Origin of the sequence: Roseivirga sp. (assembly GCF_049099775.1) — a bacterium.
Lineage (GTDB): Bacteria > Bacteroidota > Bacteroidia > Cytophagales > Cyclobacteriaceae > Roseivirga.
This window is the reverse complement of sequence record NZ_JAGDZM010000005.1, coordinates 21,490-33,943: the sequence shown is the minus strand read 5'-3', so window position 1 is coordinate 33,943 and position 12,454 is coordinate 21,490. Positions and strand designations below refer to the sequence as shown.

Below are 12,454 nucleotides of genomic sequence, written 5' to 3'. Positions count from 1 at the left end.
GCGAAATTAATCAAGATATGCTAATCGATCTGTTATGTTCTATTAGTTTTGAGAAATGTTAGACCAGCACCCTTTTTCGAAATCCGAAAAGTACCTTCTGTTTGGTAGCTTGTTGGTGCTATTGTTCTCTTTCTTTTATCAATTGGGGATTTACCCCTTGTATCTAGAAGAGCCAAGAAGAGGAATTATTTCTCTAGAAATGATTTTTCAGAATAACTACTGGGTTCCGACGCAAACGGGCGACTTATATTTTAGAAAGCCTCCAGTTTATAATTGGCTATTAATCGGCAGTTATAAGCTTTTTGGTGAATACTCAGAGTTCGCTACACGCTTTTTCTCTGTATTGAGTCATATTCTATTGTCGCTAATCACATTTAGTTTCGTAAAGCGCTATTTAGGCCAATATAAAGCGGCGTTGATTGCTATTAGTCTACTCGTTTCGGCCGATATACTCGTTTACTTTAGTACCATCGGAGAAATTGATCTCTTTTATGCACTTATCACCACTACTTCATTATTTGCGGTTTACTTTTTTGGAGAGCAAAAACGGTATTGGACATTGTTTGTGGTCGTTTATGTATTGACTGCTGTAGGATTCCTCACAAAAGGGCTTACATCTTTGCCTTTTACAGCCATTACACTTTTGGTCTATTTTATTCATAAAAAGCAATTCAAAGAACTTTTAAAACCACCTCATATAGCTGGTATTTTTGTTTTTTCGGGACTTGTTGGCGGTTATTTTTTTATTTATAGTCAGTATCAAGATGTTTCAGGTTGGTGGTCAACCTTACTGTCGGAATCTGCTGACAAAGCCACTAAAGGAGGTTTTGTTAAGTTTCTAAATCATTTGGTTGCTTTCCCACTTGAAACTATCAAGAATATTATGCCAGCAGGTCTGTTGTTGCCCTTGTTATTCAGTAAAGGCCTTGTTTCCAAATTGAGATCGAACCCATTGGTATGGTATAGCGTTTTAGTGTTTGCTTTTAACTTTTTAGTTTATTGGTTTTCAATAGAGGCCAAGTCAAGGTACATCTACCCGCTTTTTCCATTCCTGATTATCCCTCTCATTTATTTAGCGACCAAAAGTAAAGAATTGCTGTGGCCTAAGGTTTCCAGAGTCACAATAATCATATTCTTGGTTTTGCTAACGCTAATTGTTCCATTTGGCTACTTCATAGACGGTTTAGGAAGTGTAGATAACCTTTATGCTTACATGACTATTCTTTTGGTCATGGCCGCAATACTTTGGTATATGTATTTAGTGAAGAAAGTAAGGCCCTTTCTGATTGTAATATGCCTTATGGTAGCTATAAAATTTACTTTTTCAAGTATAGTACCACAAACTAGACAGAAGGAAACTGGGGCTGCCGAAGACAAGACTTTGGGTTTAGAAATTGCTGAGATTACAAAAGGGAAGCCACTGCATCGTCTAGGCGATGTTCGCATGTCGCTTACAATCGTTTTTTATATAGAAAGAGAGCGTAAAGAACCACTTTATAAAGCGCCTGTCTTAGAAAGTGGTTATTATATATGCTATACCGATGATTTGCCTAAAAATAGGCCTTATACAGTTCTGCGTGAGTTTGCCTATTGGGAAGAACCTATCTTCTTTATATCCTTGGATTAAGCCAACATTTTAATACTGTTTTTATCGAAGAGAAACTCTACTAATTCCTTCATTTGAACTGGATAATAAGGTTTCTGTAAAAAAAGAGTATCAGTATTTATCCTTGATTTAAATTCGGTTTTCGAAAGCCCACTTTGGAAGATAATATCAGCCTTATATTTTATTGTTTGTAACTTTCTATAGATATCAATTCCTGAAATGTCTGGCAACAACACGTCTAAAATGATTAAACTATAATCATGAACGGATATCTTCTCAATGGCAGATTTTCCAGTAAAGACAGTATCTGCTAAAAACCCCCACTTAGTACACCAAGAGGAAAGAATTTTTGCATTAATGCTGCTGTCATCAACGATTAAAATACTCGGGTTATTTATTGTTTTAGCTTCCATAGTGTATTTGTGTTTAATCAAATATGGAAGATTGAAGGCTTTGGTTTTTCCTATTAAGTTGAGTGGACTAGAATTACAGTCGTATAAACAAAAAGCCCCGACAAGTCGAGGCTTTGAACTTCTATTTACTAGTATTTTTATTTTCGAGCAATTACCCTTTTTACGGCTTTTACAATATTATCAGCATCAATTCCGTATTTGGTCATTAGTTCAGCAGGTTTTCCGCTTTCACCAAATGAATCATTAACGGCAACCATTTCTAATGGTGCAGGATGATTAAGTGCCAGTGTTTGCGCGACGCTATCGCCGAGTCCACCATTCATTTGGTGTTCTTCAGCAGTTACGACACAACCCGTTTTTGAAACAGAGGCTAATATAGCCTTGGTGTCTAACGGTTTGATTGTGTGAATATTGATTACTTCAACACTTATGCCCTCAGCTGCTAGTACAGCTTCAGCTTCAATGGCCTCCCAAACCAAATGACCGGTAGCGAAAATGGTAACATCGGAACCTTCAATTAAATGAAGCGCTTTACCAATTTCGAATTTTTGATCAGCAGGTGTGAAGATAGGTACTGCAGGTCTTCCAAACCTTAAATAAACAGGGCCATGATGATCAGCAATAGCAATAGTAGCTGCTTTTGTCTGGTTATAATCGCATGGATTAATCACAGTCATATTTGGCAGCATTTTCATCATGCCGACATCTTCTAGAATTTGGTGGGTAGCACCATCTTCACCAAGTGTTAAGCCTGCATGTGATGCACAAATCTTTACGTTTTTATCGGAGTAAGCGATAGACTGGCGAATTTGATCATAAACCCTTCCTGTAGAAAAGTTGGCGAAAGTTCCAGTGAATGGAATTTTGCCCCCAATCGTCATGCCAGCAGCAAGCCCCATCATATTTGCTTCTGCAATACCCACCTGAAAAAATCTTTCAGGGTTCTCTTTAATAAACTCTTGCATTTTCAAGGAGCCTACTAAATCAGCACAAAGTGCCACTACATCAGGGTTTGTTCTGCCCAATTCTGCTAAACCAGCACCAAAACCAGAACGCGTATCCTTTTTATCTGTATAAGTAAATTTCGTCATCGTGTCTAGTTTAGTAATCTCCTAATGTTTCTTCTAATTGACCCAAGGCGTCTGCCAGTTGCTCATCGTTTGGCGCTATACCGTGCCATTTGTGGGTGCCTACCATAAAATCGATACCAAAGCCCATTTCGGTGGTCATTAGGTTCAAAATAGGTTTGCCTTTACCAGTGAGCTTCTTAGCCTCATCTAAGCTCTTAATAAGCGATGGCATATCATTTCCTTGACTTTCGATTACCGTCCAACCAAATGCTTCCCATTTTGCCTTAAGGTCACCAAGCGACATGACTTCATCAGTAGGGCCATCGATTTGCTGTCCGTTGTAATCAACTGTTGCAATGATATTATCAATTTTATGGTGTGCGGCATACATCGCAGCTTCCCAAACCTGACCTTCTTCAAGTTCGCCATCACCCATCAGTGCATAGACCAATTTGTCTTCACCATTGAGTTTCTTTGCTTGAGCAGTTCCACAGGCGACAGAAAGGCCTTGTCCCAAAGAACCTGAAGCAATTCGTATTCCAGGTAAACCTTCTTCCGTAGCCGGGTGACCTTGAACTCTTGAATTAATTTGTCTGAAAGTGGCTAATTCAGAAGTTTCGAAATAACCTGATCTTGCCAAAACACTATACCAAACAGGCGAGATGTGGCCATTTGAAAGGAAGAATAAATCTTCATTCAAGCCATCCGGGTCGAAACCCTCTTTTCTGTCCATTGCATAGAAATATAGTGCTACTAAAAAATCTGTGCATCCTAATGATCCGCCTGGATGCCCTGAACTAGCACCATGGACCATACGAACGATGTCTCTTCTTACTTGAGAAGCGATACGTTCTAGTTCTGCTGTTGTTGGTTTACTCACTATTGTCTTGGTTAAATTAAGGTTCTGGTTTTTAAGCCATTATCTGAGCAGTATGCTCTTTTGTTTTCACTTTAGCGATGATTTCAGAGATGACTCCTTTTTCATCTATCACAAAGGTAGTTCTTGCCGTGCCCATATACTGCCTGCCGTACATAGATTTTTCCACCCAAGTACCAAATTGTTCATGAATGCTCTTGTCTTCGTCAGCAATTAGCGGAAATGGGAGCTCATATTTCTTAATGAAGTTTTGGTGTTTTTTAGGAGAATCTGAACTGATACCGACGATTGCGTAACCAGCTTTCAACAAAGCATCGTAGTTGTCGCGGAGGTTGCAAGCCTGTGTTGTACAACCGGGTGTATTGTCTTTTGGGTAGAAATAAAGGACTAGTTTTTTACCACTGAAATCGGAAAGTTTAATAGGGTTGCTGTCTTGATCAATTCCTTCGAAATTTGGCGCTTGATCGCCTACACTTAAAGCCATTTTTATTCAATTTTTTGTTTGAAAATAGATTCGTTGCCAGCATTGTCTGACACTCTTAATTCAAACTCACCAATTAGCGGTTTGTTTTTATCTAATCGCTCTGACCAGATTAAACTTCTTTTTGGTTCGTATTTCATTAAAATCCATTTTCCATTGATTTTGGCTTCAAAACTATTGATTCCTGACAGACTATCTTTTATCGTGAAGCTTATTATTCCGTTTTTTAAACTTCTTCTTTTTATCTCGGGCGCTTCTTCGTCTTTTATCAGGGTATAAGTGCCGAAACTTCCGAATGAAAATTCAAATCGATTGTCTTTATACTTACCGCCCACAAAACTCGGTCTTCGCGGGTTAGAGATGTTATAAACGTGATATTTTTCTAAATCTTCATATTCACCCAAAGGTTGGAATTCCGCATTAATAGCTCCTTTTAAAGGGTATATATCCTCATCTACTTCGAAAATCTCAGTATCGTCTTTATCCAAAAAGTGGCGAGCTCGAATGTATACAGTATCAAAAAGAGAAGTCTTTGAAAAGGAGAGCGAATAGGTGTCGCTTAAGAAGGCATGTGCATTAGCCGCCGGTATTCTATCAGCAAAATGAAGAGGGGTAGAGATGTTCTTGAAGCTAACACTTTGGGGTAAGAATTTTCTCAAATCGACTAGATAGACATTAGTTTCCTCACTAAAATAGGTGGGTTCCATTGGCAATGAGCCCATTTGGTTATATAAGGTGATATTATTGAGCAGTGAGTCGCGCTCTGTAAAAACCATTAGCGTGTTATCTTGAATATAAGTGTCTCTTTTTGTAGAGATTTTACTTGCTATTTTTTCAATTTTAGTTTTTCCTCTCAGGGTCATCTGAATCGTGCTTTCATTGCCATAAGCATCTTTAAGCTCACCTTTAATAGCGATTATTTCTCCCGGGCTAACTTTTATTATGCCATCATTTACGGCTTGATTGTAAAATTTGAGTGAGTTGCCGTCATCTACATAAAGCTTGTTGAACCTTCTTCTGGACTCCTTCTGGGCCTGATAATTAGTGTGTATTTTAATGTTTTTCTGCTGTGAAAAATTGATTGAATCAATGTCTTGATCAAAATATAACTCGTTGTTTACGTATAAATTAATCAGTGGAACCCCATTCTTATTTGGCGCACCATTCAGTTGATCGAAAGTATAAAGCTCTAGGCCTATTTCGCCAGATATGTCAATGGTGTCGTTAACAATAAAGTTGTTTCCACTTCTCTTTAAGTCGTACTCAAATCTTCCAAATTGACCATCTATTCGGGTATCAATGTTCATGGCCTTAATTGCTACTTTTTGAACAGCAGGAGCAATATTATCGGTGATTTCCGAGAAGCCAATTCTCAAAGGGTCTAAAACCTCTTGATTTGCACCCCTAATTTCAAAATGTAAATGTGGTCCGGTAGATGAGCCCGAATTTCCAGAAAATCCAAGTATTTCTCCTTGATTTAGTTTTAAAGCACCTCTTTTTGGAAAGAGGTTAACAGCAAAGGATTTGCGTTTGTATTGTTCTTTTAAGGCATAAGCAGCTATAGCAGGATTGAAGTTTTGCAAGTGCGCATAAACAGTGGTAGTGCCATTGGGGTGTTGTACATAAACACAGTTTCCATAGCCGCCTGTCCCGATTCTAATTCTGCTGACATAGCCAGCTGCTGAAGTGTAAACTTTGAGACCTTCTTTCCCCGATGTTTTTATATCTAGGCCTGCATGAAAATGACTAGATCTTAATTCACCCATGGTGCCACTCAAGAAGTTTACTTGGTCGGGTTTTATAGGGAAATCGAAATAATCCTTATCAATGCCATGGTATTGAGCAAACACACTATTGCTAAGAATGAAAAATAAGAAAATGAGTAGTTTATCTGATTTCAACTTCAAGTAGTTTTTCTTCTTCAATATAAGCTTCTAGCTTATCTCCAACAACTATAGGGCCAACACCCGCAGGGGTACCACTAAAAATGATATCTCCTGTTTTTAACGTGAAAAATTGCGATACATATGCAATGATCTGATCGAAATTGTAAAGCATAAGACTAGTATTGCCAATTTGTACCGGTTCACCATTCTTATTCAATGAGAAATTTAGGCTTTTCAAGTCGAAGTTTTCTTTTGGCTGAAAACTAGAAATAGGTGCGGAGCCATTAAAGCCTTTTGCCACTTCCCAAGGCAGTCCTTTTTCCTTGCACCTGCTCTGTAAATCTCTTGCCGTAAAGTCAATCCCTATTCCTACTTCCTGATAGTATTTATGGGCATATTGCTCCTCAATATATTTTCCTTCTTTGCAGATTTTGATCAATACCTCAACTTCATAATGAATGTCTTTAGAAAAGTCGGGATAGTAAAAAGGGTCGTTATTACGCAATAAAGCCGTGTCAGGCTTCATAAATATCACGGGTTCAGAAGGCTTTTCGTTTTGTAGCTCTTCAATATGCGCAGTGTAATTTCGGCCTATGGCGATGATCTTCATGTGGCTGGTATTTCAAGATATATGACTTGGAAAAATCAAAAGTAACATCACATTTGACTTTGCTTTATGAGATCAAATGTACAGTCTTAAATATAGTACAAACTAGGTGGAATTTACTTGTTAGGCATGCTGAATTAAATCAACATTAAATACCCTCAACAAAATCGGCAAACACCTTTTTGTGTAGGTCTAGGTCCATATCAGGTGAAAGCGCTACTCGCGCTATATAATCTTTGTCTCCTTCTTTGGTAGTTCCTTGAGTAGATGTTGCAGGTATGGTCCAGTAGCATCCTTTTAATTGCCCATAGCTCACACAATACTTGCTTTCATCAGGAATCTCAGTGATCATCATGTCAATGAGTTTCAAATTGAGTGCTCTTTTATAGGCTTCCTTTTCCTCATCGGTATTACCTTTTGTAGGTAGATCTAACGAAAACACCGAAGGGGTAAAACCTTGTTTCGCCAAGGCTTCAGATACGAAATTGATCTTTGCATCAGGTAAGGTTTCCTCGATGAAGCTTACAAATTCACGAGTATTTTGATAAGCATCCTGAACTCTTTGATTCATGGAAGGTAATTGCTTCGCCAAAATTTCCATTTGCAGGTCCGTGGCTTCATTATCACAGATGCTTAAGTGTAAATCAATCTTACCCATTAGGGACGCTGCTTTTTGATTGGCAACGGCAAAACCTGCTGTGCATTTGCCACCACTTGGGAATTTAGATCCACTAACATAGGCGATTGTCCTTACTGATTGGAGCATATCTTGTTCTCCTAAAAAGTGAACATTGGGGCAGAAGGTCTGATCGAGAATAAATACCGGATCGATGGCTTTTTCACCCGTTGGCGTTTTACGCACCGTGCTGAGCGCTTGCTCTAATTTGATCAAGTCAGGTACCTCAACTCTCGGATTGGTCGGTATTTCAGCAATAATGTAAGGAACGGCATCTTCCCTTGCGATTTGGTCTAAAACGACATTAACGCTTTGAACCATATCATTCCCACCATCCACCGGTAAATCCACTACTTCTACATTGTCAATGCAGGCGGCCACGCGTCTGGCTTGATCGTTCGTGCCGCCATAGCAATTAGGTGGTACGACTATTTTAATCACTTTTCCTTTATGATGTTCCAGTGCATGATGCACGAGTCCCATGACTATGGCGTATTGAATGGAAAGCCCACTTGAAGCGATTAAAGCACCAGTATTCGTGCCAGTAATCTGTGCAATGGTGTCAAGAACTTGAGCCTTGTTTGCTCTGGTATCTCTTTCAGTAACCCTAACTGGTTCATTAGCGAGCTGCTTAAGAGCAACTAGTGCATTCGCAGGCGTCATGGCAATGGTTTCTCTTCTCCTTACATGCTGAATTTCCGAAATGTATTCTTGGTTCGCTTTGCCATTTACTAATATGATACTACCTAAGTTGACTGACGTGCTAACGAAAAAATCAACGTGTTTAGGTAGCGCGAAGTCTCCTAATTCAAGTTCGGAAGTAACGAATATGGTACTACCGTCAAATTCAGATATGTCATTAATGTCTTTAACTGCTGCTAAGTCAAACTGGTAACCGTAAACGTTCTTTACTATTTCAAGGTCAAATGAGGCAGGGAGTTGATCTGTGTAAGCAATTTGAGTGTTCTTTTTGGCCAATAAGTTCTTTCGCAATACCGCTAAAATAGGAGTGGTATTGGAAGAAAAACCTATTACACTTTCAGCTTCGAGTCCATTGAGCTTCGCAATGGCCCATTCTAGTACTGAAGATAGGGGGTGTCCCAATCGAATATAGTCGTAAGCTGTGCTCAGTTCGTTGAGAGCCAACTTGCTGGCATTGTTGGTTTCAAACAAAGTCTCTAATTGCTCTAAAAACTCAGTCTTAGCTAGCTTTTCATTATAAATATCTAGCCGATGAGTGGTAAGGTTGAGCCAGTCAGCTGGCATGTTTCCTAATACCTCTTTTATATAATTGAGTACTTTTTTGTTCGCCATTTTAAAAGCCTTCTTATAGGTCAATAATCGATTGTTCTTCGTTGCAAATATGAACAGTAATTTGATTCAAAAAATTCGATTCTTATGAATTGTTTTAAGAATATTTAAGTGGCAAACATGGATGTAGTTATTCTCAGACTATGGGTTTGAAACAAAAAAAGCACAGCATGCCTGCTGTGCTCTAACTAAATGATTCGTGAATGCTTTTACTTCGACTGAAATTCGTTGAAAATGTTAAACGTGGCAGGCGTTACATATTTAAAGGTTCCTGACGTATTGGTCAATACTACTATTACCATTTTCAACTTTGGTACGATCATCAATTGAGTCGTTGAACCTGTTTGGCCACCACTATGACCAATTATAGCGCCTTCATTTGGTTTAGGGTTGTAAAGGAACCAACCAAAGCCATATCCATTTGCTTCTTTTTCTAAACTGTGATGTTCCCGCATCAAATCCATAGTGCTTTCTTGAACGAATGTGTTGTTAATTACGGCATTGCCAAACTTTAACATGTCATCAAGCGTGGTGTATACGCCACCACCTGGCAGACGATTGCTTAAGTTGTTTTCTTTAGCCGATTTAGTTTTACCCTTTCTGTTTTGATGATATAAACTCGATTGATTAGGCTTCTTTTGACCATACTTCTCAATTCCAGTATTTGTCATACCCGCTTTCTGCCAGATATTCTGATTCATATAGTCCTCGAAGCTCATTCCAGACGCTCTTTCGATAATTACACCAAGGATAGTGTAGCCGTATGTGGTATAGCTATAGCGAGTACCTGGTTCGAAAAGTAATGGCCTGTTTTTGAAAAGAGATAGGGCATCGTATAGAGATGCGTATTCCTTAGTTGTTTCTGCCTCGCGACCATCTTTATAGCCACTCACACCTGAAGTATGTGATAGCAAGTGTCGTGTTGTGATTTGTGTTTTCTCATGTTTTGGGTAATCCGAAATATAAGTTTGAATGGGTAGGTCAAGGTCTATTTTGTTTTGCTCTACAAGCTGCATCACTGCTATGGCAGTCATCGATTTTGCGATTGAAGCCAAACGTGTAATTGTGGTATTGGTGAACTCGACTTCAGCTGACTTATCAGCGTACCCGTAAGAGGATTGCCATGTGGTTTCTCCATCTAAAGAGTAACCGGCAGTAGCGCCAATAATGTCGTGCTCTTCGACAAGTGATTTTAGAATAGCTTCTACCTTATTTGTGTTTTGCGCTGTGCAATTGAAGGAGATAAAAAGTACGATTAAGATGACGATATTTTTCATTTTGTTGTCTTTAAGTGTTTCGACAAACATGATGGTTTATGAATCGCCAACCATGCTTTTTAGGCCTTCTGGGATGAAGTATCAGGTTTTAGGGGCGAATGATCCATGGTTAGGATGTTTTGTTTGTAGGTTTTTGATACCGGAAGTTCAATCGCTGTTAAAGTAATGGTGCTCGCATTTTTCCATTCTTTGAAATGAAGCGGGTTTATCACATGCGATCTGTGAACTTTTACCAGTTCTGGTTTCTGCGCATGAATATTTTTAAGTGTAGTCCTTAATAGTTTTCTGTTGACACCATTTTTAGTCTGATAAGTAACCTCTACATAGTTATCAGCACTAGAAATGCAGATTAAATCCTGCTCTTTTATCTGTAATACATCGAGCTTGTTTTCTCCCGTTAAAACCACTTTATCAATCGCAGGATTGCTTACATTTTTATTGAGATACCAACGTGAAAAAATAATTATTGGCAGAAGAATGAAAAAGATAGGGGAGTAGATTTCTAGCGTGAAATTAAAAAATGAGTATTCCCCGTTGATGATCCCTGATTGATAATAGCCATAACTGCCGATCCAAGCCAAAAGATTGAAGAGCAGGATTAAACATGTTTCGTGAAAAATATTCCAATAGCCCAAGCGTCTGAAAAGCCAATTCTGTAAGGGGATAACGATTAGGTAGCTAAAGAATGATATTAACCCGTAAGGAGGAAGAATTTCGGCGCGGATGGCTATTGGTAACTCGGCAATGTCGAAAGGGGCTATAAGGACTAAAAAGATAACTAACCAAACACCTACAATGGTGCCGACAATTAAATGGTGCTTAAAGGATGAGTTGAGTTTTAATGGAGTCACGCGTAAAGATCAAAATCGAATTCGACGAGCGATCAATATAATAAGGAAAATGAATTATTGCCTGTTTACAGCATTTATGAAATCCTTTATTTCTTGTTTATCTAACTGCCCGCTGAAGGTATGTAGGTCTTTTATATATGTCATGCCAAGATAATCGGCAGATGCTCGGAAAGGTAGCCAAAATGAATCTCCTAGGTTATTCCCATTAGAAGTACTTATAGCCGCCATTCGTTTTCCTCGGAGTTTTCTCCCAAGAGGCTTTTCTATGGTCAATAAGTCTGAAATCCGATCGAAAAAGACTTTCATAATGCCGCTCATGGCGTACCAATAAACCGGTGTAGCAAAAATCAAGGTGTCATATTTATCGATCAGATTTTTAATCAGGGGTAAAAAGTCGTCTCCTTTATTCTCATGAAGATAATCGTAGTAGCTAAATTCATAATCGTTAAGATCAACGATATCCCATCCTGCTAAATTTTGGAGCTGTTTTACTAGCGCGGAAGTTTCTCCGTCATTTCTAGAACTGCCAACAATTATTACACTACTCATGCACTATGATCCGTTTTTCTAACTTTAGAAGGTTTACTACCCCATTTTAAAGCCGCTAAGCTTTATTTTGGTTAGCTTCTTTTTAGTGTCTAGGGAGAAGTCACCTCTCATCATCCAATCGTAGTAGCCTGGTTCTTTTGCAAAAACATCGGCAACCGGTTTTCCCTTATGCTTACCAAAATTGAATACCTCTTGATTCTTGTCATTATAAACGATTCTACCGGCAAGGTCTACCATTCTAGAGGCAACTAACTGATGAATAGCACTCATGTCGTTTTCTATCTTACCAACTGCTCTGCCAGAAGCATCAGTTACATCCATCCCGTTATAACGTTCAATTTGGGCTTTAAAAACCTCGAATGTAGCATCGTTATCCGCTTCTGCACCATGAGCACCTACTAGTTCTTTTCCGCAATAGAATTTATACGCCGCAGAAAGGGTACGCTGCTCCATTAAGAAGAAAATCTTTTGCGCATCGATCAGTTTTCGATTGCTTACCTCAAAGTCAACATCTACTCTTAAGAACTCTTCCACTAAAAGTGGTACATCGAACCGCACAATATTATAGCCACCTAAATCGCAGCCTTCTAGGAACTTGGCTAAATTCTTCGCGAGTTCTTTAAAAGTGGGCTTGTCTTTTACATCTTCGTCCCGTATGCCATGAATCATGGCAGATTCTTCAGGAATGGGGATGGTTGGGTTTACCAACTGCACCTTTTTCTCGGTTTCGCCATTCGGCATAACTTTCAGCATAGCCAATTCCACAATCCTATCTTGAGAAATATTAATGCCAGTAGTTTCGAGGTCGAAAAAGACCAATGGATTTTTAAGGTTCAGTTGCATGTTGTTT

General features: G+C 38.9%; 12 protein-coding genes. 1 reads left to right on the top strand and 11 read right to left on the bottom strand.

Annotated elements, in window-relative coordinates:
* Positions 1–55 precede the first annotated feature (55 nt).
* Positions 56–1,627: an ArnT family glycosyltransferase gene (locus JXQ92_RS09830; RefSeq protein WP_421986441.1), complete on the top strand. Its 1,572-nt coding sequence runs from the start codon at positions 56–58 to the stop codon at positions 1,625–1,627.
* Here JXQ92_RS09830 and JXQ92_RS09825 read toward each other — a convergent pair.
* The 11 genes from JXQ92_RS09825 to JXQ92_RS09775 all read right to left on the bottom strand — a co-directional run bounded on the left by JXQ92_RS09825 (position 1,624) and on the right by JXQ92_RS09775 (position 12,447).
* Positions 1,624–2,019, bottom strand: coding sequence for a response regulator (locus JXQ92_RS09825; protein ID WP_421986440.1), 396 nt, complete (start codon positions 2,017–2,019; stop codon positions 1,624–1,626). The genes JXQ92_RS09830 and JXQ92_RS09825 overlap by 4 nt on opposite strands.
* A gap of 137 nt (positions 2,020–2,156) precedes the next feature.
* Positions 2,157–3,110 carry a transketolase family protein gene (locus tag JXQ92_RS09820; RefSeq protein WP_421986439.1) on the bottom strand — a complete coding sequence of 318 codons (954 nt, stop codon included), beginning with the start codon at positions 3,108–3,110 and terminating at the stop codon, positions 2,157–2,159.
* 10 nt (positions 3,111–3,120) lie between these two features.
* The gene (locus tag JXQ92_RS09815; RefSeq protein WP_421986438.1) at positions 3,121–3,969 is read right to left on the bottom strand and encodes a transketolase; all 849 of its coding nucleotides are present in this window, start codon (positions 3,967–3,969) and stop codon (positions 3,121–3,123) included.
* Positions 3,970–4,000: 31 nt separating this feature from the next.
* The gene (gene bcp / locus JXQ92_RS09810) at positions 4,001–4,450 is read right to left on the bottom strand and encodes a thioredoxin-dependent thiol peroxidase (protein ID WP_421986437.1); all 450 of its coding nucleotides are present in this window, start codon (positions 4,448–4,450) and stop codon (positions 4,001–4,003) included.
* Between the two features lie 2 nt (positions 4,451–4,452).
* A complete protein-coding gene (locus JXQ92_RS09805) occupies positions 4,453–6,348 on the bottom strand; it encodes a M23 family metallopeptidase (protein WP_421986436.1) in 1,896 nt (631 codons plus the stop codon).
* A complete protein-coding gene (locus JXQ92_RS09800; protein WP_421986435.1) occupies positions 6,335–6,943 on the bottom strand; it encodes a fumarylacetoacetate hydrolase family protein in 609 nt (202 codons plus the stop codon). Before JXQ92_RS09800 ends, JXQ92_RS09805 begins: the two co-directional genes overlap by 14 nt.
* A 145-nt stretch (positions 6,944–7,088) precedes the next feature.
* Entirely contained in the window at positions 7,089–8,930 is a 1,842-nt protein-coding gene (locus tag JXQ92_RS09795) for a cystathionine beta-synthase (protein ID WP_421986434.1), read from the bottom strand.
* A gap of 206 nt (positions 8,931–9,136) precedes the next feature.
* A complete protein-coding gene (locus JXQ92_RS09790; RefSeq protein ID WP_421986433.1) occupies positions 9,137–10,204 on the bottom strand; it encodes a serine hydrolase domain-containing protein in 1,068 nt (355 codons plus the stop codon).
* Positions 10,205–10,263: 59 nt separating this feature from the next.
* The gene (locus JXQ92_RS09785; RefSeq protein ID WP_421986432.1) at positions 10,264–11,055 is read right to left on the bottom strand and encodes a LytTR family DNA-binding domain-containing protein; all 792 of its coding nucleotides are present in this window, start codon (positions 11,053–11,055) and stop codon (positions 10,264–10,266) included.
* Positions 11,056–11,109: 54 nt separating this feature from the next.
* The gene (locus JXQ92_RS09780; RefSeq protein ID WP_421986431.1) at positions 11,110–11,604 is read right to left on the bottom strand and encodes a flavodoxin family protein; all 495 of its coding nucleotides are present in this window, start codon (positions 11,602–11,604) and stop codon (positions 11,110–11,112) included.
* A 36-nt stretch (positions 11,605–11,640) separates the two neighbouring features.
* Positions 11,641–12,447, bottom strand: a complete 807-nt coding sequence (locus JXQ92_RS09775) for an exonuclease domain-containing protein (protein ID WP_421986430.1) — start codon at positions 12,445–12,447, stop codon at positions 11,641–11,643.
* Positions 12,448–12,454 lie beyond the last annotated feature (7 nt).

Coding starts and splice junctions, on each gene's coding strand:
- JXQ92_RS09830 (WP_421986441.1), top strand. CDS start 56: ATGTTAGACCAGCACCCTTTTTCGAAATCCGAAAAGTACCTTCTGTTT.
- JXQ92_RS09825 (WP_421986440.1), bottom strand. CDS start 2,019: ATGGAAGCTAAAACAATAAATAACCCGAGTATTTTAATCGTTGATGAC.
- JXQ92_RS09820 (WP_421986439.1), bottom strand. CDS start 3,110: ATGACGAAATTTACTTATACAGATAAAAAGGATACGCGTTCTGGTTTT.
- bcp (WP_421986437.1), bottom strand. CDS start 4,450: ATGGCTTTAAGTGTAGGCGATCAAGCGCCAAATTTCGAAGGAATTGAT.
- JXQ92_RS09800 (WP_421986435.1), bottom strand. CDS start 6,943: ATGAAGATCATCGCCATAGGCCGAAATTACACTGCGCATATTGAAGAG.
- JXQ92_RS09795 (WP_421986434.1), bottom strand. CDS start 8,930: ATGGCGAACAAAAAAGTACTCAATTATATAAAAGAGGTATTAGGAAAC.
- JXQ92_RS09790 (WP_421986433.1), bottom strand. CDS start 10,204: ATGAAAAATATCGTCATCTTAATCGTACTTTTTATCTCCTTCAATTGC.
- JXQ92_RS09780 (WP_421986431.1), bottom strand. CDS start 11,604: ATGAGTAGTGTAATAATTGTTGGCAGTTCTAGAAATGACGGAGAAACT.
- JXQ92_RS09775 (WP_421986430.1), bottom strand. CDS start 12,447: ATGCAACTGAACCTTAAAAATCCATTGGTCTTTTTCGACCTCGAAACT.